Annotated in this window: 17 protein-coding genes; 6 read left to right on the plus strand and 11 right to left on the minus strand. The window is 50.7% G+C overall.

The annotated features are described in order from the left end of the window. Nucleotides 1–947 precede the first annotated feature (947 nt). Nucleotides 948–1,733, minus strand: a complete 786-nt coding sequence (locus LKH74_RS02905; RefSeq protein WP_135368913.1) for a hypothetical protein — start codon at nt 1,731–1,733, stop codon at nt 948–950. A 969-nt stretch (nt 1,734–2,702) separates the two neighbouring features. On the opposite strand from LKH74_RS02905, the gene LKH74_RS02910 reads away from it, so the two are divergent. Then, the gene (locus LKH74_RS02910; protein WP_135368914.1) at nt 2,703–3,053 is read left to right on the plus strand and encodes a hypothetical protein; all 351 of its coding nucleotides are present in this window, start codon (nt 2,703–2,705) and stop codon (nt 3,051–3,053) included. 64 nt (nt 3,054–3,117) lie between these two features. On the opposite strand, the gene LKH74_RS02915 is transcribed toward LKH74_RS02910, so the two are convergent. The 3 genes from LKH74_RS02915 to LKH74_RS02925 form a co-directional block, all read right to left on the minus strand. Beyond that, nucleotides 3,118–5,019 (minus strand): heavy metal translocating P-type ATPase, encoded by a 1,902-nt coding sequence (locus tag LKH74_RS02915; RefSeq protein WP_287788032.1) that lies wholly within the window; start codon nt 5,017–5,019, stop codon nt 3,118–3,120. A 220-nt stretch (nt 5,020–5,239) separates the two neighbouring features. Next, nucleotides 5,240–5,569, minus strand: coding sequence for a 5'-nucleotidase C-terminal domain-containing protein (locus LKH74_RS02920; protein WP_353845638.1), 330 nt, complete (start codon nt 5,567–5,569; stop codon nt 5,240–5,242). Between the two features lie 379 nt (nt 5,570–5,948). Further along, nucleotides 5,949–6,530, minus strand: a complete 582-nt coding sequence (locus tag LKH74_RS02925) for a hypothetical protein (protein ID WP_287788035.1) — start codon at nt 6,528–6,530, stop codon at nt 5,949–5,951. 161 nt (nt 6,531–6,691) lie between these two features. On the opposite strand from LKH74_RS02925, the gene LKH74_RS02930 reads away from it, so the two are divergent. Beyond that, on the plus strand, nt 6,692–6,940 hold the full coding sequence (locus tag LKH74_RS02930) for a helix-turn-helix domain-containing protein (RefSeq protein WP_287788038.1): 249 nt from the start codon (nt 6,692–6,694) through the stop codon (nt 6,938–6,940). A 329-nt stretch (nt 6,941–7,269) separates the two neighbouring features. Here LKH74_RS02930 and LKH74_RS02935 read toward each other — a convergent pair whose 3' ends face one another. From LKH74_RS02935 to LKH74_RS02945, 3 genes are read right to left on the minus strand one after another with little or no spacing between them, the layout of a single operon-like run. Beyond that, entirely contained in the window at nt 7,270–7,833 is a 564-nt protein-coding gene (locus LKH74_RS02935) for a Dps family protein (RefSeq protein WP_287788040.1), read from the minus strand. 34 nt (nt 7,834–7,867) lie between these two features. After that, nucleotides 7,868–8,095, minus strand: a complete 228-nt coding sequence (locus LKH74_RS02940; RefSeq protein WP_125575572.1) for a heavy-metal-associated domain-containing protein — start codon at nt 8,093–8,095, stop codon at nt 7,868–7,870. 22 nt (nt 8,096–8,117) lie between these two features. Continuing rightward, nucleotides 8,118–8,345 carry a heavy-metal-associated domain-containing protein gene (locus LKH74_RS02945; protein ID WP_135367217.1) on the minus strand — a complete coding sequence of 76 codons (228 nt, stop codon included), beginning with the start codon at nt 8,343–8,345 and terminating at the stop codon, nt 8,118–8,120. Nucleotides 8,346–8,573: 228 nt separating this feature from the next. Here LKH74_RS02945 and LKH74_RS02950 point away from each other — a divergent pair, with 228 nt between their 5' ends. Both LKH74_RS02950 and LKH74_RS02955 read left to right on the plus strand, forming a co-directional pair. Further along, nucleotides 8,574–9,743, plus strand: coding sequence for an MDR family MFS transporter (locus tag LKH74_RS02950; RefSeq protein WP_287788044.1), 1,170 nt, complete (start codon nt 8,574–8,576; stop codon nt 9,741–9,743). A gap of 437 nt (nt 9,744–10,180) precedes the next feature. Continuing rightward, complete coding sequence (locus LKH74_RS02955) at nt 10,181–11,296, plus strand: AAA family ATPase (RefSeq protein ID WP_135367215.1); 1,116 nt, start codon at nt 10,181–10,183, stop codon at nt 11,294–11,296. Nucleotides 11,297–11,385: 89 nt separating this feature from the next. On the opposite strand, the gene LKH74_RS02960 is transcribed toward LKH74_RS02955, so the two are convergent. The 3 genes from LKH74_RS02960 to LKH74_RS02970 form a co-directional block, all read right to left on the minus strand. Then, nucleotides 11,386–12,150 (minus strand): NADPH-dependent oxidoreductase, encoded by a 765-nt coding sequence (locus LKH74_RS02960; protein ID WP_287788046.1) that lies wholly within the window; start codon nt 12,148–12,150, stop codon nt 11,386–11,388. Next, entirely contained in the window at nt 12,147–12,617 is a 471-nt protein-coding gene (gene nrdI, locus LKH74_RS02965; RefSeq protein WP_287788048.1) for a class Ib ribonucleoside-diphosphate reductase assembly flavoprotein NrdI, read from the minus strand. The genes LKH74_RS02960 and nrdI overlap by 4 nt, the downstream gene beginning before the upstream one ends. Nucleotides 12,618–12,879: 262 nt before the next feature. Further along, nucleotides 12,880–13,299, minus strand: coding sequence for a hypothetical protein (locus LKH74_RS02970; protein WP_287788051.1), 420 nt, complete (start codon nt 13,297–13,299; stop codon nt 12,880–12,882). 353 nt (nt 13,300–13,652) lie between these two features. On the opposite strand from LKH74_RS02970, the gene LKH74_RS02975 reads away from it, so the two are divergent. Beyond that, nucleotides 13,653–15,359 carry an ABC-F family ATP-binding cassette domain-containing protein gene (locus LKH74_RS02975; RefSeq protein WP_434737643.1) on the plus strand — a complete coding sequence of 569 codons (1,707 nt, stop codon included), beginning with the start codon at nt 13,653–13,655 and terminating at the stop codon, nt 15,357–15,359. 128 nt (nt 15,360–15,487) lie between these two features. Beyond that, nucleotides 15,488–16,921: a DHA2 family efflux MFS transporter permease subunit gene (locus tag LKH74_RS02980; protein ID WP_287788053.1), complete on the plus strand. Its 1,434-nt coding sequence runs from the start codon at nt 15,488–15,490 to the stop codon at nt 16,919–16,921. A 665-nt stretch (nt 16,922–17,586) separates the two neighbouring features. Here the strand turns inward: LKH74_RS02980 and LKH74_RS02985 are convergent. Next, the gene (locus LKH74_RS02985; protein WP_287788056.1) at nt 17,587–18,516 is read right to left on the minus strand and encodes an AEC family transporter; all 930 of its coding nucleotides are present in this window, start codon (nt 18,514–18,516) and stop codon (nt 17,587–17,589) included. Nucleotides 18,517–18,612 lie beyond the last annotated feature (96 nt).

Below are 18,612 nucleotides of genomic sequence, written 5' to 3' on the forward strand. Positions count from 1 at the left end.
TGAAAAACTAAATTGTTATTTGAAGAATCACCAGCTAAGTCTAAAAATAGCCAGCAAAGTGGATAGTTTCTTCTGCTTTGCTGGCTATTTTGACTATATTTTTGAGAATTCGATTTTGCAAATACCGGATTTCTGACTTTTTCAGCAGCTCCCTCTTACCCGGGGCCCGGGGAGGCCTGATTGATAAGTTCCCGACAAGAGGTGTGTTATACGCTACAGGGGCGAGCGAGTCAATGCTGGCCCGTTGAATCTTTCAGGAGTCAGCTGAGGTCACAGTAGGACTGTCTTAGCAGTCTGAAGGACCGAACAGTAATAATCCAGGATGACGCGGTCTAAATCGAAAAACATCGATTTAGACCGTGTTATTTTTTGTCAAATCCACGTTGATGAATGTTTCAGGAATTATTTTCTTATAAGGCATTGGTGTTGATTTTTATTAAGACATTAATGAGGATGCTTATTTTATAATATTAACGTTTTACGTGTTGACGAGCAATCGAAAATCCAGTATCTTACATACTAACAGCCACTAAGCAAAATAGAGCTGTGGGGGAGGGGAGGTCATTGCAAAAAAACTTATATATATTGAGTGCAATGATTCTGATGGTTCTTTTAATTTTCGAAATTGCCAAGTTCTTTTCGGGTTTAGTTTACAATCATAGTTCCGGATTATCAATATTAGTTAGTTTGCTTATACTGTTGGTAGCTGGAATAGCAATTTTTGAATTAATTCGATTTTTTTCAATTAAAATATTTTCAAAAAAGCATAAAAGAGAGTAACACATGAATAAAAAGATAGTATATTCGGTACTCACAACTACTTGAAAATGAATAAAATAAAAAGGACTCCTGTATATTGGTATGGAGTCCCTTCTACAACCTATTTTTTAACCTCTCGCCAGTTATTTAATCAGCGAAAAGCAATTCAACACGTTTCAATTGTTCCTTTACTCACCCTTTGGTTGAGCAATAACAAATGCATAACCGCGACCATTGTTGTACTTTGCATTGCCGTTTGTATGATCGAAGATGTTGATGCCAATTTCATAGTTCTTCAAACTCTTGCGTTTAGCCGCATCATACCCATTAGCAGCCAGTAGACTCTTAACCTTTGCAATTCTAGTTGCAGTTGATTTGGTGTAACTTTGATCCAGATATTTAGTGATCTTAGGGAATGTCTTAATTGCCGTATAATTATTGGCTAATTGGCTTGCACCAGTTACCCCAGGTTTGTATCCCCAGTCATTTTGATAATAGCTCCCCTTGGCAATAGAGACCCTGGTTAAATTCAAAGTTACTTTTGAATTAGGAAAAAGTGCGACAATTTCTCGCGTAATTTCTTGCGCAGGCGACTTTTGGATGTACTGCAAGTAATCCTTGTTGGAAGTAAACATCATCAATGGCGCAAACTGGCCTTTAATCATATCAAGTCCGACGCCTTGTTCAAGATACCCATGCCAAACATAGCCACTAACTGACGCTTTCCCATCAGCCTTTTGGCCGGTTATATAAACATACTTTGTATTTTTGCCATTATGTTTAAGGGTGAGTGTCGCTGTACTTTTCCAAGTTCTGTTGGGAACTTTGTTTAAATTATAGTATTTCTTAGTATGTTTTTTATTCCAAATGGCGACTGACTTTTTAGGCTTAACTGCACGTAAGTACGTTGTCTCGGTTGACCAATGCTCTTTCACAATGGAATATTTTGTCGCTGCTTGTGCTTGTCCTCCCATTAGTCCTACCCCCACCATGCATGCGATAGATAGAAATAAAATGCTCTTTTTCAAATTATCAGCCCCTTTTAAAGTTCATTTTAGCATAGGGAAAAGTCAATGACGAATTGCTAAACGCTGCAAAAATAGGCCCGCAGGATCGCTTCAATCCTGCGGGCCTATTCAATATTAAGCTATTTGTTTTTTAAAAGACGCTTTTTGGAATGCTGTAGATATAGTTAGCATCAACGCTACCATTTGAGTGTGCTGCTCACTCCTTCGGGGATGCTTGATGTTTCTTTAACGAGTAATTTATTATTCAATAATCATTCGGCCGTGATTTAACAAAAGTAGCTGAATATTGACGTGTTCTCACCCCCAATTTCTTTTAATCTAAAAGTGTATAAAAAATATTCGCGGAATACCAGGACTTTTAACCAATATTGCACAGCAGAAGTAGATGATCACTATGAACCTTAAAAGATGTGGGCACTCTAATCGGCGCTCTGGGGTCCTTGGCAATGGTTATCTCGTGAAAAGGAGGCTATGTCCAAACGATATGAACAACAGATTCTCTCTCTTCGTCAAGCTAACGACCTGCTTCGCAAAGAGAATGACGAATATCACGCGAAGTATGGTAATTTATAGGGCTACAACGCTATTGAACAATGTCAAACGTGACAAATAACAAAGTTATGCTTCTTCGACCCAATAAGCCGATTACCCAAATAATCGCATACGTTTCGAAATTACCAGTAAGCAACCACTGATACACTTGCTTTTATAGAACAGCCGATGTTTGCATATCCCAATTGCTGGCGCTAATAATGGTCTTCTCGAATCCGCGAAGAGGGTCTTACGATTAGCCTCAATATAGTCGCCACATGACTTGGGAAACAGTAAAGCGGAAACACCTTTTGTATCTTTAATCGGAAAAGGGTAAGATGTTTAGAGAAACTGATATTTTCAGGGGAAAAGGGGAGAAGACAGGTGCGACGCGCAATCAGAATAAGTTTAACGGTCCTAGGCGTTGTCGGTTTGGCCATTGCGGCGGGCTTGGCCATGGGTTATATGGCCAATGACGTGGCTGTTTCGTACGGTGAGGCAGCGGGATCCGAATTGGTTTTGTGGATCTTGACGGCCGGTGCGACCGTAATCTTTGCTGTGAGCCTCTTTTGGCTACGATTCCGCGGCATCACGCTGCTGAGTGGTGTGTTAGGCGTCGTGAGTGTCAGCGGCTACGCAACGCTGGTGGGGACCGGCTTTGATTGGCTGATCCTAGGCTACCTGCTGTACCTGTGCGTGGGTAGCGGTTTGAAATGTTATGCGATTAAAATTTGAACCAGCAAAAGCCCTGACCGGCCATCGTGATGATGGGCGATCAGGGCTTTTTTTAAGCATTTGATTAGTTCGTCGCTAATTGTTGAGCGGCTGGCTTAGCTTGCTTGGCGCCGCGAGGCTTGTAGCCAATCAGGCGCATCGCGTTGAAGATAACCACGAGGATGGAAGCTTCGTGGACGAACATCCCACTGGCCATGTAGATGTAACCGTAAACCAACCCGATCAGCAGGAAGGCAACCGTTAAGATGGCGATGGTGATGTTTTGCTTGGTGTTGGCCGAGGTCTTCTTGGCCAGGCCGACCGCGTGATTCAAGGCGGTGAAGCTGGATTGCATCAGGACCACGTCGGCGGTTTCAATGGCGACGTCGGTCCCACCACCCATGGCGATACCGACACTAGCGGTGGCTAAGGAAGGACTGTCGTTGATCCCGTCACCGACGAAGGCCACGTTACGACCCATGTCTTGGAACTTCTTGACGAAGGTGACCTTGTCAGCTGGCAGTAAGTCGGCGTGCACTTCGTCGATGCCTAAGGATTCGGCGACCGCTTGGGCAGTGGCTTGGTTGTCACCCGTTAACATGACTAAGTGCTTGATGCCTTGACGTTTCAAAGCGGCTAAAGCGGCCGGAACTTCTGGGCGAACCGTATCGGCGACCCCTAAGATGAAGGCGAGTTGGCCTTGGTAACCGACTAAGACGGTGGATTGGCCTTCGTCTTGCATGTTGTGCAGGTCGGCTTGTTGGTCGTCCGTTAACGTGATGTCGTGGTCTTTTAACAAAGCAGCGTTGCCGACGTACAGGTCATTGTCGTTCCAGTGACCGATCATGCCGCGGCCCTTGACCGTTTCCGTTTCAATGGCGTTGGCGTTGTCCTTGAGGTGGGCGTCTAAATGGGCCACGATGGCTTGAGCCAATGGGTGATCAGAGGTCTTTTCGACTTGAGCGACTCCGGCTAAGAGGCTGTGGTCGTCGGTGTATTGTTTCATGTCGGCCACCGTCATTTTACCAGTGGTCAGGGTCCCAGTCTTGTCAAAGACAATGGTATCAACCTTGGCGAGGCTTTCGACCACGTCGCCACCCTTGATCAGGATGCCGTTCTTGGCGCCGTTACCGATCCCAGCCACGTTAGAAACTGGGGCACCGATAACCAGGGCACCAGGGCAACCGAGGACCAAGACGGTGATGGCTAAACGCAGGTCACGGGAGAAGATGAAGACCAGAATGGCGATGACTAAGACGGCTGGCGTGTAGTATTGGGCAAACTTATCAATAAACTTTTCGGCAGGTGATTTGGTATCTTGGGCTTCTTCGACCAGTTCGATGATCTTGGAGAAGGTCGTTTCGTCCCCAACTTGGGTGGCTTCGATGGTCAACGTACCGCTTTCAACCATGGCACCGGAGTAAACGCCGTCACCGTTTTGCTTGTTGATGGGACGGGATTCACCGGTAATGGAGGCTTCGTTGACGTAGCCGGACCCGTCGACGATTTTACCATCGACTGGGACTTGGCCCCCGGCCTTGACTAAGACCACGTTACCTTCTTCCAGGTCATCGACGTCGACTTCTTCAGTCGTGCCGTCGTCATTGACCAGTTGCGCAGTGGTCGGGGCCATTTCCGTCAGAGATTGGATAGCCCCCCGCGTCTTGGCCAACGTCTTTTGTTCCAGGTAGGAACCGAAGAGGAAGAGGAAGGTGACGATGGCGGATTCCTCGAATTCCCCGATGGCGAAGGCCCCGATAACGGCGATGCCGACCAGCAGTTCAATACTGAAGACCTTGGCTTTCAACGCGCTGATGGCCCGCAGAACGATTGGCGCCGCGGCAATGACTGAAGCGATGATCCAAGCGATATCGGTCACGTACGGCACTTTGGTAAACCAGGTGTTGAGAAAACCCAGAATGATTAAGCCGGCTGACCAAAAAGTAATGGGATTGGTGTGACTGTAAATAAAGCGTTGAAATTTCATGGGAGAGCATCCTTTCTATTGATAATTCCTAAGTTCTAAATGTTTCGTCCTTGTTTATGTTTCCATTATGCCGTGGATTGGGGGAGATTAACTTGATGCGAATCAAGTTGGGGGAAATAGTTGGGATTATTTTCGATTTTTTTAGTGGGAAATCAAAAATGACCCTAGAAATCAGCTGAGATTCCTAGAGCCATTTGGGTTGAGGACGTGAATTTTGCATTTAGTTTGAAGCTACCGGAACTTTCCGGTCCAATTGTGGTGTCGCGATGGGACTATGACTTTGCAAGTAGGTGGTCAAGAGGTCAATATCCTGACCGGCGTTATCAACAATACTTCCGTGAGTGAAGGCTGCATAACCGTCTCCACCCGTGGAGAGGTAGTCGTTGGTTAAGACGCGATATTTCTGCGTAGGGTTGATGGCGTCACCGCTAGCTGTCTTGACGTCAGAAACAGTGAAGAGTTGATCACCAGTAGTTGCAGGGCTGTACTTGTAGGTCAATCCTGAGATTTGATGAAGTCGTGTGTAAATAAAAAAAGCCGCCCCGACGATAACTTTGGCGAGTTACAGGGCGACCATCTTCACGTAACGAGCCACTGCCTTTAAGGCGGCTGCTAGGGGTTGGTATGTCTCTACCAATCCTTTTTGCATACCATGCTAGTTGGCAGTGGGCAATCGCTGAGACTTGCCAACCCATAGATAACCAAAAAAACAGTACAATCACACAATACTGGCCTCTTTGAAACAGACTGAAAAACAGTTCTTCTACTTCCTCAAATAATGTGCCTTAACCCACAACGCAATCAATAGTAAAACAGTCACAATCACAGTATTTACAAAATCAGTCATCAGAAAATAGACATAAAATCCAAAAATACCAATAACCAAAATTATGGCTAAAATTTCAACTAATCGTTTCATAGAACCTATTTTACACTAAAACTTCAACAACCGTCACAACACCGGCAGCTATCGTATTTGAAACTCCCTTAGAAAGACCACAAGTATGTAATCCCTTTGAAATAACCTTCTCCAGAGCTGCACCAGTCGCAACATCCATGGCATTTCCCCAGACCTTTACAAACTTTTGCTCACTAACTTTCTTACCAATCACTTTTGCAAACTTCTTATAAACAATCTTTGGCAATGTCTTAGCAACATACACTTTACCATAACGAGCAATCAAATGAGCCATCAAACCAGCGGCCGCTCGCGATTGTGGCCGCTGAGGTGTCGTAATAGCTGGCGCACTCGCCAAAACCTCAGACTTCAACTCAACTTGCAACTTGGCAGTATAGATATTAATCACATTTTCCCGATCAGTAGTTAAGTTATCCATATCATATGTACTTACAATATTTCCCAACTCATCTGTATCCATGTTTTGATAGTCAACCTTCGTGATCGCTGATGTACCAATTGTATCAGCAAAGGCAGAAACTGACGGTACAACAACACTCCCCAAAGTCATCGCCGTTAAAGCCACCGTAGCCAATCTAACAGTTTTATTCATAAATAGGCACTCCTATAAAAATATTATTTTGCCAACATGTTTCACTCGACAACTAACATATTCTCAAACATCGCCAAGACACAAAAGAAACCAGATGTTTACGTAAATCATACGTTTCCCGGTTACATACACAAATTTTCAACTCACTCCCATTCACTCAAATGTTAACTCATCCAAAAGTTGTTAGTACTCATAATCAAAAAATTAGTATAGTATTATATTTAGAATCAACGACAGATTCCAGTCAGACAAAACATCTAGGAGGAATATTCATCGCAGAATTCAGTATTCAACTAAGAAACGCACGTATCGCCCAAGGCTTTTCCCAAAACGAAGTAGCAACCATTCTGCACGTCACACGCCAATCAATTTCTAAATGGGAAAACGAGGGTGGGACAAAAGGCGATTAGCCGGCGAGCATTAAGGCTGATAACCGAATAATCCTGGTCTTGGATTGTTTGGTTATCAGTTTTAAGCGGAACCGGCTGCCTTTTGGCGCACGTTTCAGCTATGTCAAGGTGAAGGCGACGGGGCTGGGAAGTTTTGTCCCAGACCCTAGATAACCTAATTCAACTAAGTGAGGTCTATAAAATGTCAATTGACAACTTACTCAAAGAAACCGATAAGCCACTAACCACCCCAAAACAAAAACGCGATTCACTCAGCACCTCGCAGTGTACTGAGTGAATCGCGTTTTCTCGCAGGATGAAACAATTTCGTAAGTGAGTGAAGCTAGTGATTAATCTTCGTCGTCATCATCGTCTTCTTCGTCCAGGCCGTCGCGGGCGTCGTTGCCCAGTACGGCTTGGAGTTCGCGGATGATGTGGTTGTTGGTGCCACGCAGGTCGGTCAAGAAGCTGGCCAAAGCGGGGCGTTCTTCCTTTTCGGCGAGCTTGATGGCCCGGTCGATGAAGAGGTTGTGGGTATCGGCGTCGTGGACCAGCTCACTGACTTGGTCTTCGGCGCTCAGGTACTTCTTGGCACCACTTTCTTGTAACATGTTGTAGTCGTGGAATTCCTTGGTCGTGGTCGAGACGACTTCGCCCTCGTCCAAGAGCAGTTCGCCTAACGTGTCGAATTGGCGACGGTAGGTGTCAATGTAGCCGGCCAGCAATTGACGGACGCTCAATGCCAGGGGTCCCTTGACGGACCAACGCACCTGATGGAACTTCACGATGGAGATGTGCAGGTTGGCCAAGATGTGGTTGGTCATGGCACCGGCCGTTGGGACGTGGTGGTCGTGGTCAGTTTGGGCTTGTTCGGCTGCGAAACGGTCTTCGATACTCATAGTAGTTGTCGTCATGGGTTGAACTTCCTTTCGTTTTTAGGAGACTGGTTTAGAGGGCTTTAACTTTAGAACTCTTCACGGTGTAGCCAAGATCGGTGACCGTGTCGGCGAGGCTTTCAGCGGTCACTTGGCTATCGTCAAAGTCGGCCTTGATCTTGCTGGCGTTGAAGAGGACCTTGACGTTTTGTACGCCATCCTTCTTACTCAGCGCGCCTTCAATCTTGGTCATGCAAGATGGGCAGGTCAGTGCGTCTAACTTCATGGTTACTTTACTCATAATTGAAAACCTCCTAATGGTTTTAAAGGGCTTTAACTTTACTACTTTGAACGGCGTAGCCTAGGTTGGTTACGGTGTTGGCTAAATCTTCGGCAGAAACGGTGGTGTCGTCGAATTCGGCTTTGACCTTGCTGGCGTTGAACAAGACCTTGACGCTTTTGACGCCGTCTTGTTTGCTCAGCGCGCCTTCAATTTTAGTCATGCAAGACGGGCAGGTCAGATCATCTAACTTCATGGTTACTTTACTCATAATGAAAACCTCCTTCGGCTTTTTCGTTTGCCTTGATTACATGACTTAGTATACGGGCGGCCGGGGGAAAAGAACTTGACTCAAATCAAGTTAAGCAGATTTCTTCAATAAAAAAATGGATTTTCGCAAAAAAACGCGATTTCATCGGCTTTTGGAGCGGTAACTGTTTCAGAAATATTTTAAATATGCGACAATGAAGGCAGATCGAAGATAAGTGAGGGACAGTAAATGTGGAAAACCAAAAGAGAAGTCAGTATGGCGGGGATTGTGTCGGCGACGCTGCTGCTTAATGCCGCCGCGGCGTGTATGTGGCCGTTAACCACGGTCTACATGCACAATCAGCTCCATCAAACGCTGACGTTAGCGGGCATTGCGTTGTTGGGGATGTCGTTATGTATGATTCTAGGCAATTGGCTAGGTGGCTGGCTATTTGATCATTGGTCGCCATTTTACTCGGGCATTGTCGGGACGTTGTGTTCCTTCATTCCCATGACGACACTGATCTTCTTCCATGGCTGGCCGATCTTTGGTGTGATGTTGCTGTTGATTGGTCTGGGCGATGGCATCGTGATGACCGTCGTCAATTCTTTTGCGGCCACGGTCAAGTCGGTGCAGAGCCGAAAAGTGTTCAATTATCTCTATATTGGGATGAACTTAGGGGTCGTCGTGGGGACCTTGATGGTTGGGGTCCTGATGAAACACGGTGTGACGCTGGTCTTCTCCGTGGCGGCGGTCAGCTATTTAGCCCTGTTGTTGATCTTCTTCTTTGACTTTAGAGCCGACGTTGAGCAAAAGACCTACAAACGCACCAAGGGCCCGGCCAAGCCGGCGCGGTTGAAATTGATCTGGCTGATCAGTGCGCTGGTCTTTGCCCTGTACATGAGTTATTCCTTATGGGAAAGCGTCATCTCGGTACACATGACCAACCTGGGCATCTCGTTTGAAAAATACAGTCTGCTGTGGACGCTCAATGGGTTGATGATCGTCTTCGGTCAGCCCATCGTTAACCGCATCGGAGCAGACTTCAAGCTCAGCTCGCAGATTTGGACCGGGACGCTGGTCTTCATCCTGTCGTTTCTCCTGTTGGTCTTTGCCAAGAGCTACGCGATGTTCGTGGTGACCATGGTGATCTTGACCCTGGGTGAAATGACCGGGTTCCCGGGAATTCCCGCCTGGATCGACAGTTTGGCTGGCGACAACGACAAGGGGAAATTCCAGGGAATTTACAACATGGCGATTTCCTTCGGTCGGGCGGTCGGACCGCTGTACGGCGGGCTGATCATCGAGTATGGCAGTTACCATTCCCTGTTCTGGTCAGTCACGGCACTGATGCTGTTGGCGTTGGCGGCAGTGATGCTGGCCAATCATCGGGGAAACGCCCGGATGAAGCGGAATTAGCTAGCGGTTGAAGGACAAACAGTTACTAGCGTCATAGCGGGAACTGGTCGCCTACAGCTTGCCACTAACAATGGCTTAGTTCTTGGTGACGCTGACTGTACCGACTAGCTTCTAACGGTCCCCGCGTTACTGGCGGAGTTCATCTTGGCTGTCGTCGGCTGCTGGTTCCGCTAATTTGAGGGGACCGCGCCTAGTTCCGCGAATCAATGCGTTAGGCCTTTAGTGATTAAAAAATTAGTGATAGTAGCGTGGTTTCCGCTGGGAATCACGCTATTTTTGTGACTTCAGCTAAACGCCGGTGTGGCGCGGATTAGCCGATTTGAAGTCAATTTTCGAAGGATTATTAAATCCGTAATAGCAAATTTGGCCATTTCGGGTGAAAATCATTGTGAATTTTGCCGAGTAGCGTAATCTAAAAGCCAAAGGGAGGTCATGTCATGTTAGTTGAATTCTCGTTGCAAAATTTTCGGTCGTTTAAGGAAACCGCGACTCTGTCTACTGCCGATGCGAAATGGGTGGCCCTCAGTGGGCTCAACGGTGCCGGGAAAAGTGCGTTGTTGGCTGGTCTCACGGTCTTTCAACAGATGATTGTGGCCCCCACGGAACAGGTGACCGATGCCCTGCCCTATGAGCCGTTTATGCTGGACACCACCAGTCGCTTCCGACCCACGCAATTTGCCGTCACCATTAGTTGTGACCACCAGCGCTATCACTACGCCGTGCGCTACAACGCGACGCGCATCTTGGCTGAAGAATTGGCCTTAGAACTGGCTGACGGCCAGCTCCAGCGGCTGTTCTTACGCCAAAATGGCGACCTGATCCAGGTGCCGGCGGGTCAACGAACGACGGCAGCCAATACGCGGCCCAACGCATTGTTTTTGGACAGCCTCCAGGCGGCGAACTATCAGCCGGCGGTCGCCGTGTTCCGCTGGTTTGCCCGCGATTTGGTGGTGTTGACGGATCGCCCACAGGCAGATCTGGCGATCGAAGACTGGGTGATTCCCCAATTGACCCAGTTCCTTCACGCAGTCGGCAATGAGGTGGCGGGGGTGACCCAGCACCAAATGGCCGTTCAGTTCCTCGATGGCTCCCAGTTCACTCGGCCGGAGTTAGCTTTGTTGTATGAGCAATACGACGAGGAAGGCGAGGTCGAAGACGTGGTCGAATTGCCCCTGGACCGAGCGTCTAGCGGAACCCAGCAATTGGTGGCCGCGGGGCTGGCCTTCATCACGGCCCAGGTGGCCCCGGCCCCGCAAACCGTAATTGCGGATGAATTCGCCAGTGCCGTGCGGCCAGAAGTCGCTATGGCGCTGCTAGCGCTGGTTTCAGGGGAGGTCAATCGTAGTCAGTTGCTGTTTTCGACCTCCCACGACACCTTGTTAGGGCAGGCAAACTCGGCCACGCGACGGTACTTGGCCGAAAAAAACTATCGTGGCGAAAGCACATTGCACCCGGTCACGACGGCCAGTGCGGCCCCCAGCCTGTTCACGCACCCCATTATCGATGCCCAGACCCTGCAGACGGCCTTTTTAACGGACGCGGCGGGACTGTGAGTCGGCTGACTGGCAACAATGGCCTACCGTTCTTAGCAAACAAAAACCAGTCAGGACAGGATCCTGGCTGGCGGCGTAGTGCATGCGATTTAGTCTTGGATTGGTGAGTTCAGTGTGAACCCCTGTTGGGCCAGGGCCACGAGGATTTCCGCGCGTTGCTTCGGGTCACGACTCATTTCCGTGACGATGTGGTGGGTGAACGTTTCGTCTCGCTGGTGACTGCCGCGCTCATGGTAATAAGTCGTGATGAGGTGGTTGTACCCGGACAAGATGGGGTCGTTAGCCGTGATGGGCTGGTAGTCGTTGTCAAAGTGGACCAATTCTTGCGGGAGCCGCGGTTTTAGGGCTGGCTTTTCGGCGGGATGGCCGACCGCCAAACCCAGCACGGGGAAGGTCAATTCCGGCAGGTTGAACAGTGAAATGACCCGGAGTGTGTCGTTTAAAATGCTACCCATGACGGTGCTGCCTAGGCCGAGACTCTCGCCGGCCGTGACCATGGCTTCCGTGGCGATGGCGGCGTCAAAGATACCCGCCAGCAGCTTGTCTGTACTGTGGAGATTGGCCGTGGTGGTGGCATTCTCCGGCGTCAATTGGGCGTTGCGGTATTGATCAGCGACCATCAAGAAGTAATGCCCGGCCCCTTCCAGCCAGGGATGGCCCGTGATTTCACCGAGGACCGCGAGCTTTTGCGGGTCGGTAACGCTGATGATACTGTATTGTTGCGAAAAGGTACTGGTGGCGGCGTGTTGGGCCGCACTGACCAACGTGTCGACCTCGGTCGGCGTTAACTTTTCCGCCGTGAACTTGCGAATGCTTCGGTGATTCAATAGGGTGGTGAGGGTTGGATTGATCATGCGTCAGTCACTTCCTTTGCGCGGGCGACCAGGGCGTCGTAAACCCGCGTCTCGTCGCGAGGCACACCCCGGAGTTCGTAGTTAGCAATGAACGGCACGTTGAACTTGTCGGCGTAACGCTTGGCAGTCAGGCAGTATTGCTCGTTAAAATTACGGTTGCCGCTACCCACAACACCCAACAAGTGGGTGGCGTTTTGTCCGTAAGCAATGTATTCGCCTAGCACGTTGGTCATCAGCTCTTTGACGCCGTTGTCGATGCCGTTGCCACCGTCCAGGTAGGTTGGCACGAAGCAAAAGTAGGGCTGTGTCTCGGTGACAAAGTCACTGGCCTCGCTGATTTCGGTGGCGGTGATGGTCGGTCGGTCAGCGTCAGCGGCGTGTTGCTTGGCCGCGTAGGCGGTGAGGTTTTCCACGAAGTTGCGCGTATTGCCTTCAATGGAAATAAATAAGATACGTAAAGGTTGCATGCAAGTCCCTCCGGTTTTGATAATGGATTTACTCCTAGTGTACTCGGATTTCGGCGAGAGTGGTGGAGAAAGTTTTGAGGGAAGCTGCGTAATCGTTGACACGCGATGGCAGTGAAGGCGTCATGGCAAGACAAAATTAACCCGCAGAGGAGAAAAAATGTTACGACAAATCAAAGGATTGTTCGTGGGGCTACTAGTGGCCGCCGCAATCGGTAGTCTGTTCTTAGTGGCGTCACCGGTTCAGGCACAAGCCGCTAGTAAGTTAAGCAGAGTGCCAGCTGAGATCGCTGGAAATTGGTTTATCCATCCCCAGCACATGGGCAAGTTTAGTCACGGCAAAACGATAACGATGCATTTCACCAGTAGGTATGCCGACACGCGTTTTTGGAATAACCGAGAATTGACGCTTGCGCAGGACAAGGCGAGACACCGGCTTTCTAAAAAGGCGGTTAGACTGGTGACGCAACATCCTAATCGGTCTCAATTCATGTTGGCCAAAGTAGGAAAATCGATGTGGAATCGCTATTACATCAGCAAAGTTAATGGCAAAACCAGGTATGTTACCGATCATTACTGGGTCCATGCGCCAGTGATTGATGGCATTAGATGGAACAATCACTTGTATACCTGGAGGACGCTGGCGGCGCACAAATTTAATACACAGCCATTGCGGGGCAAACATGCTGTCGTGTCCTGGAAAAAGGTGCAAAGTCAAGGAACCTGGTTTATTAAGACACCGTAAATTACGCCAGATGGTTCGCGTTTTCGTTTAGGATGGCTTGCCAAAATAAACTGCCTGTGCTATTCTGTGGGTACTTTAAGAAAGAACGAGGTATTCAGCCGATGCGCAACTAATCAATCTTCAAATGTTAGTCAGCTTCACCCGTAGACCAGGGGTGGAGTGGGCCTGCAATTGGGATTGATGGTGCACCGACTGAGTTGCCAAACGCAACCAGTGGGCGCCATTTCCGGACGGGAAATGCGGCCACTATTTTTGTACCCTCAATCCCTGCTTTTTAAAAGGGGGATTACCAAATGACCCAACCAAATCAAACTCATCGTTCACTGGCGACTGATACTGGGCAGTCGCAGAGAAATCCATTAGCCGCTTATCAAGTTGGTCAAACCCAGTCCGCAGCGATTCATGCGCAACTCACTACGCCGAAAAACGGACCGCACCCCAACACGATCAACGGCAGTCAGTCACGGAAAGGGGACGACCTTTTGACACAAATCAGCTTAAATCAACTCACCAAAACCATCGCGGGCGAGTCGCTATTCACCGCCGCACGCTTAACCGCCCAGGCCGGTGATCGGGTCGGCATCATTGGCGCCAACGGGACCGGGAAGAGTACCCTGGCGCACATCATTGCCGGTACGGATACCGACTACACCGGGCAACGCACCGTCACGGATGACGTGGTGTTGGTGCCACAGATTGCGCCCACTGCGGGCCGTTCTGGCGGGCAAAGCATGTTGGACCGGATTCGCCGGGCCTTGGCCCAACGGCCAGCCATTTTAATCTTGGACGAGCCATCGGCTAACTTGGACGACGACCACCAACGCTGGTTGACGACCCAACTGTTGCATTTTACCGGCCTGCTAGTGGTCATTTCCCATGACCGTGAGCTTTTGACCGCCGTGGCCACGCAGATTTGGTCGCTAGAGGACCACCAATTCACGCAATACAACGGGGGCTTCCAGGAATTTACGACCTATCGTAAACAGCGCCGCGAGAATGCCTTGAGTCAGTATCAACACGAGCAGGCTGAACGCCGGAAATTGAAACAGGCTGTGCAAGCCCGCCACGAAAAGGCCGAGCGGATTCGCAAGGGCAGTCGCAACATGAGTCAGGCCGAGCGGGCCAATTCGCGGTCGATTCGGGAGCAAAATGCCGGGAAGATGGAACGGGGCGCGCGAGCCTTACGTGACCGCGCGGAACGGCAAACGACGGCGGTCAAGCCACACGAGGCCGCGGCCTTGAAGCTGGTGGCGACGGACCTGCCGCCGGTGACCGGCAAGCGGTTGGTGGCCGCCGAAGACCTGCATCTTAAGCGGGGGCGCCATGAGCTACTCCACCACGCCCGGTTTGACATCGCGCCCGGCGAACGGGTGGCGTTGGCCGGACCGAATGGCTGTGGCAAGTCCACCCTGATCACGGCCATTCTGGACCACGCGCCACACACCCGCTTAGCGCCCAGCGCGCGAGTCGGTTACTTCCACCAAGACATGACGGAGCTACCGGCCGCTAAGACCGTTTGGCAAGTCATGGCCGCGGCCACGGCGCTCGATGCCGACCGTACGCGGCAGGTCATGGGGGCGTTTGGCTTAACTGCGCGCTTCTATGATCGCCTGGTGGGCGACTTGAGTGGTGGCGAGCAGGTCAAGCTTCAGCTGTTAGCCATCCTGGTGAGTGCCAGCAACCTGCTGATTCTAGACGAGCCGACCAATTACCTGGACTTGCCAGCGCTGCAAGCGTTGGAAGACTACCTGCTCGGCTATCCAGGCACGGTCTTGTTCGTCGCCCACGACCAGGAATTCCGCCAGCACGTGGCCACGCGCACGTTGGTGTTCAAGGACCGCCAGCTGGTAGATCCGGCCCAAACGGCCCAGGGCACGCCAGCTACCGACCTGCCGCGCCTGCAATTTGAATACGACCAGGTCATGATGGCCCCCGAGTTAGACACGGCTCGCCTGCAAGAACTGCGCCAACAGATGGCGGCCATCAAGGGAGAAAAGTAAGACAATTTGCCCGAAATGTCGATGTGAAACCGTTTTAATTTAATTTTTTCTAAATTTGCTATTACGAAGCCGGCTTTTTTCTGCTAAAGTAATCCATTGTGTTTAAATGAAAGTGAGTGTGAAAACAAATGGATTCAGCACAAAGTAGCCAACCAGAAATGGCAAAGACAGCGCGTGTTCAAGTCGCGCACCCCATGCTTGCCATGATGGGGATGCTAATCGGGGGCTTTGTCGGGATGTTTTCCGAAACGTCCTTAAATATCGCTTTACCACAATTAATGGCGCAATTAAACGTCTCAACGGCCACGGTTCAATGGCTCGTGACGGGCTATATGTTAATGGTCGGGGTGGTCTTACCCCTGTCCAGTATTATTACGAAATGGTTCACGACGCGGCAGGTTATCCTGTTTGCCTTGATCGATTTTGCGGTCGGGGCCATCATTTCCGCTTCGGCCCCCGGGTTTGGGGTGTTGTTGTTTGGGCGGATGATCCAAGGAATCGCCACCGGGTTGATTTTGCCACTGATGTTTACCGTGGCCATGCAAATCTTCCCGCCGTATAAGCTAGGCGCGGCCATGGGGATGGTCGGCTTGGTCATCATGTTCGCACCAGCCGTGGGGCCAACCTTAGCCGGTATCGTCTTGGGTGTCGCTTCATGGCGGTGGATCTTCTGGCTGTTCGTCCCATTCTTGGTCATCGCCTTTCTCTTCGCGGTAACCTCCTTGAAGAACATCGCTGAAGTGTCGCGGCCCAAGGTGGATTTCTTATCCATCATCTTGTCCACGTTAGGCTTCGGGAGCTTAGTCCTCGGGGTTAGCTTGGCCAGTGACCAAGGCTGGGGCTCCGCAACCGTGATTGGCGCGCTGATCGTCGGGATCTTGATCCTGGCCTGGTACACGCATCGGCAGTTAACGGTAGACAAGCCGATTTTAAACCTGCGGGCGTTTGCCATTCCCGGTTTCCGGATCGGGGCCATTTTGGTCATGATCAACTTCGGGATTATCCTGTCCGCGATGTACCTGTTACCAATGTACATCCAAAAGGGCTTGCTGGTGCCCGTAGCCTTGACCGGGATCATCATGTTCCCAGGTGGGGTCATGAACGCGATTGTCTCCGCCGTTTCTGGCCGGTTGTATGACCACGTCGGCGCGCAAATGCCAGCCCGGTTAGGCTTCATCATCTCAATGGTCGGGGCCTTGATGCTGGCGTTCACGTCCACGCATTCCGCTGTTTGGTACGTCATCATGGCCCATGTCATCTTAATGATTGGGGCACCGCTAGCGATGTCACCGTCACAGACCCACGGGTTAAACGCCCTGACCGGCCCAATCGCCGCCGATGGGAGTGCCATCATGAACACTCTGCAACAGATCGTGGGTGCGATTGCGACGGCGATTGCCACCAGTTTGCTGGGCATCGGCCAAGCCGCTTACCTGGCTAATGGCACGACCAATGCCGCTGGCGCCTTCGTCAATGGGGCGCATTACGGCTTTTACTTCACCTTTGTCTTGGCCTTAGTCGGCTTCCTGCTGGCTTTGCGTTTACCCAAGGCAGACCGTTAATTAACTGATTAAAAATGGTGTCCAACCACTGCGGCTGGGCACCATTTTTCTTTGGAATAAACGTGACCGCCTGCCGTTGCGTGAAACTCTGAGCTGGCCGCCTACCGTTCGCCAAATATGGGTTGGAACGCTGGGGCGGACGGGTCGAGCCAAAAGACGGTCTCGACGCCTCGCTTTGAGCCGAAAAACACGTCTCAAAGACGGCCAGTTGCCTAAGCGGCATGAACCGCGCCGCTAAGGCAACTCCCACGGCTGAACCCATATTTGGCGAACTCTCGGCTACGGTAGTGCGTGTGAGTAACAGTCGTCTTAACCCCAGATAGCAGCTACGTGAAAGACTATTCTTTGATTAACACAGTGTTACTGCTAACCACTAACTTGCCGGAGGCAGCCAGGGTGGAACCAGCTGTGTCAGCGCTGTAGGCTGAGGCCCTTTCTCAGCCTACAGCGCGGGACGACTTGAGAGACTGGCCGGTTTTGCCAGGCTTTCAAGCGAGGCGGAAGACCGCCCCTCAGGCTGGAGCCGTTCCCCAGAGCAGGTGGAACCCTGGCTGACGTAGGCGGCTGGTTTCACCAATTTTAGATGTCGGAACACCGTCGTTACGGCAATTAGCACATTAGTCTGAACAAAAGCCAGTTAACTGGGTCGGCGCAGTTGCCCCCAGTTAAATCAAGTTACTCAAGGCAAAGACCAACGGAATCGTGGCCATGCACAGGATGGTGGACAGGCTCATCAGCGTGACGGCGGGGCTGGTGTCGCCGTGGGCCTTTAAGGTGAACAGGACTACGTTACCCGCCACCGGGCAAGCCGCCATTAAGACGGTCGTGTACAGCGGAATGCCGCGCACGCCAAAGGCTTGGAGGATCAGCAGGCACACCAGCGGAAACACCACGTTACGTAGAGCCAGAGGCCACCACAGCCGACGGTCCAGCGTGTGGCGATTTAATTTGACCGCCGCCAGGCTATTACCAATGACGATCATTGACAGCGGCGTGTTGATGGAGCTGACATAGGTGATGGTCTGGTTGAGTAGGCGGGGCAGCTGAATCGCGCTTACGAAAATGATCAGGCCGACCGCAATCGCTACGATGTTGGGATTGAGCAGGATCTGCCGCCAGTTGACGTGGTGGTCGTCTGCCTGATGGGGCGTAAACAGCGCAATGCCGTGGGTCCAGCAAAAGATATTGAAGCCCGCCAGTGAGGCGACGGCAAAGAAGACGCCGGTACTGCCAAACAGCGCGCTAGCCAGGGGCACACCCATGAAGCCGGCGTTGGAGTAGACCGCGCCAAAGCGCATGATGCGCTGTAAATTCGCGTCGGCCACGCGTTTAAAGACCAGCTGAGTGATGACGACCATGACGCCGTACGTCAAGAGAATGCCCAGCATGACGCAGGCCAGCGCCTGCAAGCGGCTAGCGGAGAAGTGTTGCTCGAAGGCATTGACGATCAAGCAAGGCGAGACGATGTACAACAGGATGTTGGTCAGATCCGTCGCCGTTTGCCCGTGCATGAAGCCCAGTTTGTTGGTCAGGAGGCCGACCGCCATTAAAATAAACATGAGAATGATTTGATTCGATAATTGCGTGATGTCCAAGCGGATAGCCTACCTTTCTACGATGCGGTTACGTTCATCTTGGGACTAATTTTCAGGTCTGTCAACGATTGGGTAGTCAATCCCCTAATCATTCGT

The organism is Levilactobacillus sp. (assembly GCF_022646225.1).
GTDB lineage: Bacteria > Bacillota > Bacilli > Lactobacillales > Lactobacillaceae > Levilactobacillus > Levilactobacillus suantsaiihabitans.

Excerpts from the sequence above, each read along its gene's own strand:
- LKH74_RS02980 (WP_287788053.1), top strand. The coding sequence starts at position 15,488 with ATGGATTCAGCACAAAGTAGCCAACCAGAAATGGCAAAGACAGCGCGT.
- nrdI (WP_287788048.1), bottom strand. The coding sequence starts at position 12,617 with ATGCAACCTTTACGTATCTTATTTATTTCCATTGAAGGCAATACGCGC.
- LKH74_RS02950 (WP_287788044.1), top strand. The coding sequence starts at position 8,574 with ATGTGGAAAACCAAAAGAGAAGTCAGTATGGCGGGGATTGTGTCGGCG.
- LKH74_RS02905 (WP_135368913.1), bottom strand. The coding sequence starts at position 1,733 with ATGGGAGGACAAGCACAAGCAGCGACAAAATATTCCATTGTGAAAGAG.
- LKH74_RS02930 (WP_287788038.1), top strand. The coding sequence starts at position 6,692 with ATGTTAACTCATCCAAAAGTTGTTAGTACTCATAATCAAAAAATTAGT.
- LKH74_RS02970 (WP_287788051.1), bottom strand. The coding sequence starts at position 13,299 with ATGTTTGCCCCGCAATGGCTGTGTATTAAATTTGTGCGCCGCCAGCGT.
- LKH74_RS02935 (WP_287788040.1), bottom strand. The coding sequence starts at position 7,833 with ATGACGACAACTACTATGAGTATCGAAGACCGTTTCGCAGCCGAACAA.
- LKH74_RS02945 (WP_135367217.1), bottom strand. The coding sequence starts at position 8,345 with ATGAGTAAAGTAACCATGAAGTTAGATGATCTGACCTGCCCGTCTTGC.
- LKH74_RS02915 (WP_287788032.1), bottom strand. The coding sequence starts at position 5,019 with ATGAAATTTCAACGCTTTATTTACAGTCACACCAATCCCATTACTTTT.
- LKH74_RS02960 (WP_287788046.1), bottom strand. The coding sequence starts at position 12,150 with ATGATCAATCCAACCCTCACCACCCTATTGAATCACCGAAGCATTCGC.
- LKH74_RS02925 (WP_287788035.1), bottom strand. The coding sequence starts at position 6,530 with ATGAATAAAACTGTTAGATTGGCTACGGTGGCTTTAACGGCGATGACT.
- LKH74_RS02940 (WP_125575572.1), bottom strand. The coding sequence starts at position 8,095 with ATGAGTAAAGTAACCATGAAGTTAGACGCACTGACCTGCCCATCTTGC.
- LKH74_RS02975 (WP_434737643.1), top strand. The coding sequence starts at position 13,653 with ATGACCCAACCAAATCAAACTCATCGTTCACTGGCGACTGATACTGGG.
- LKH74_RS02955 (WP_135367215.1), top strand. The coding sequence starts at position 10,181 with ATGTTAGTTGAATTCTCGTTGCAAAATTTTCGGTCGTTTAAGGAAACC.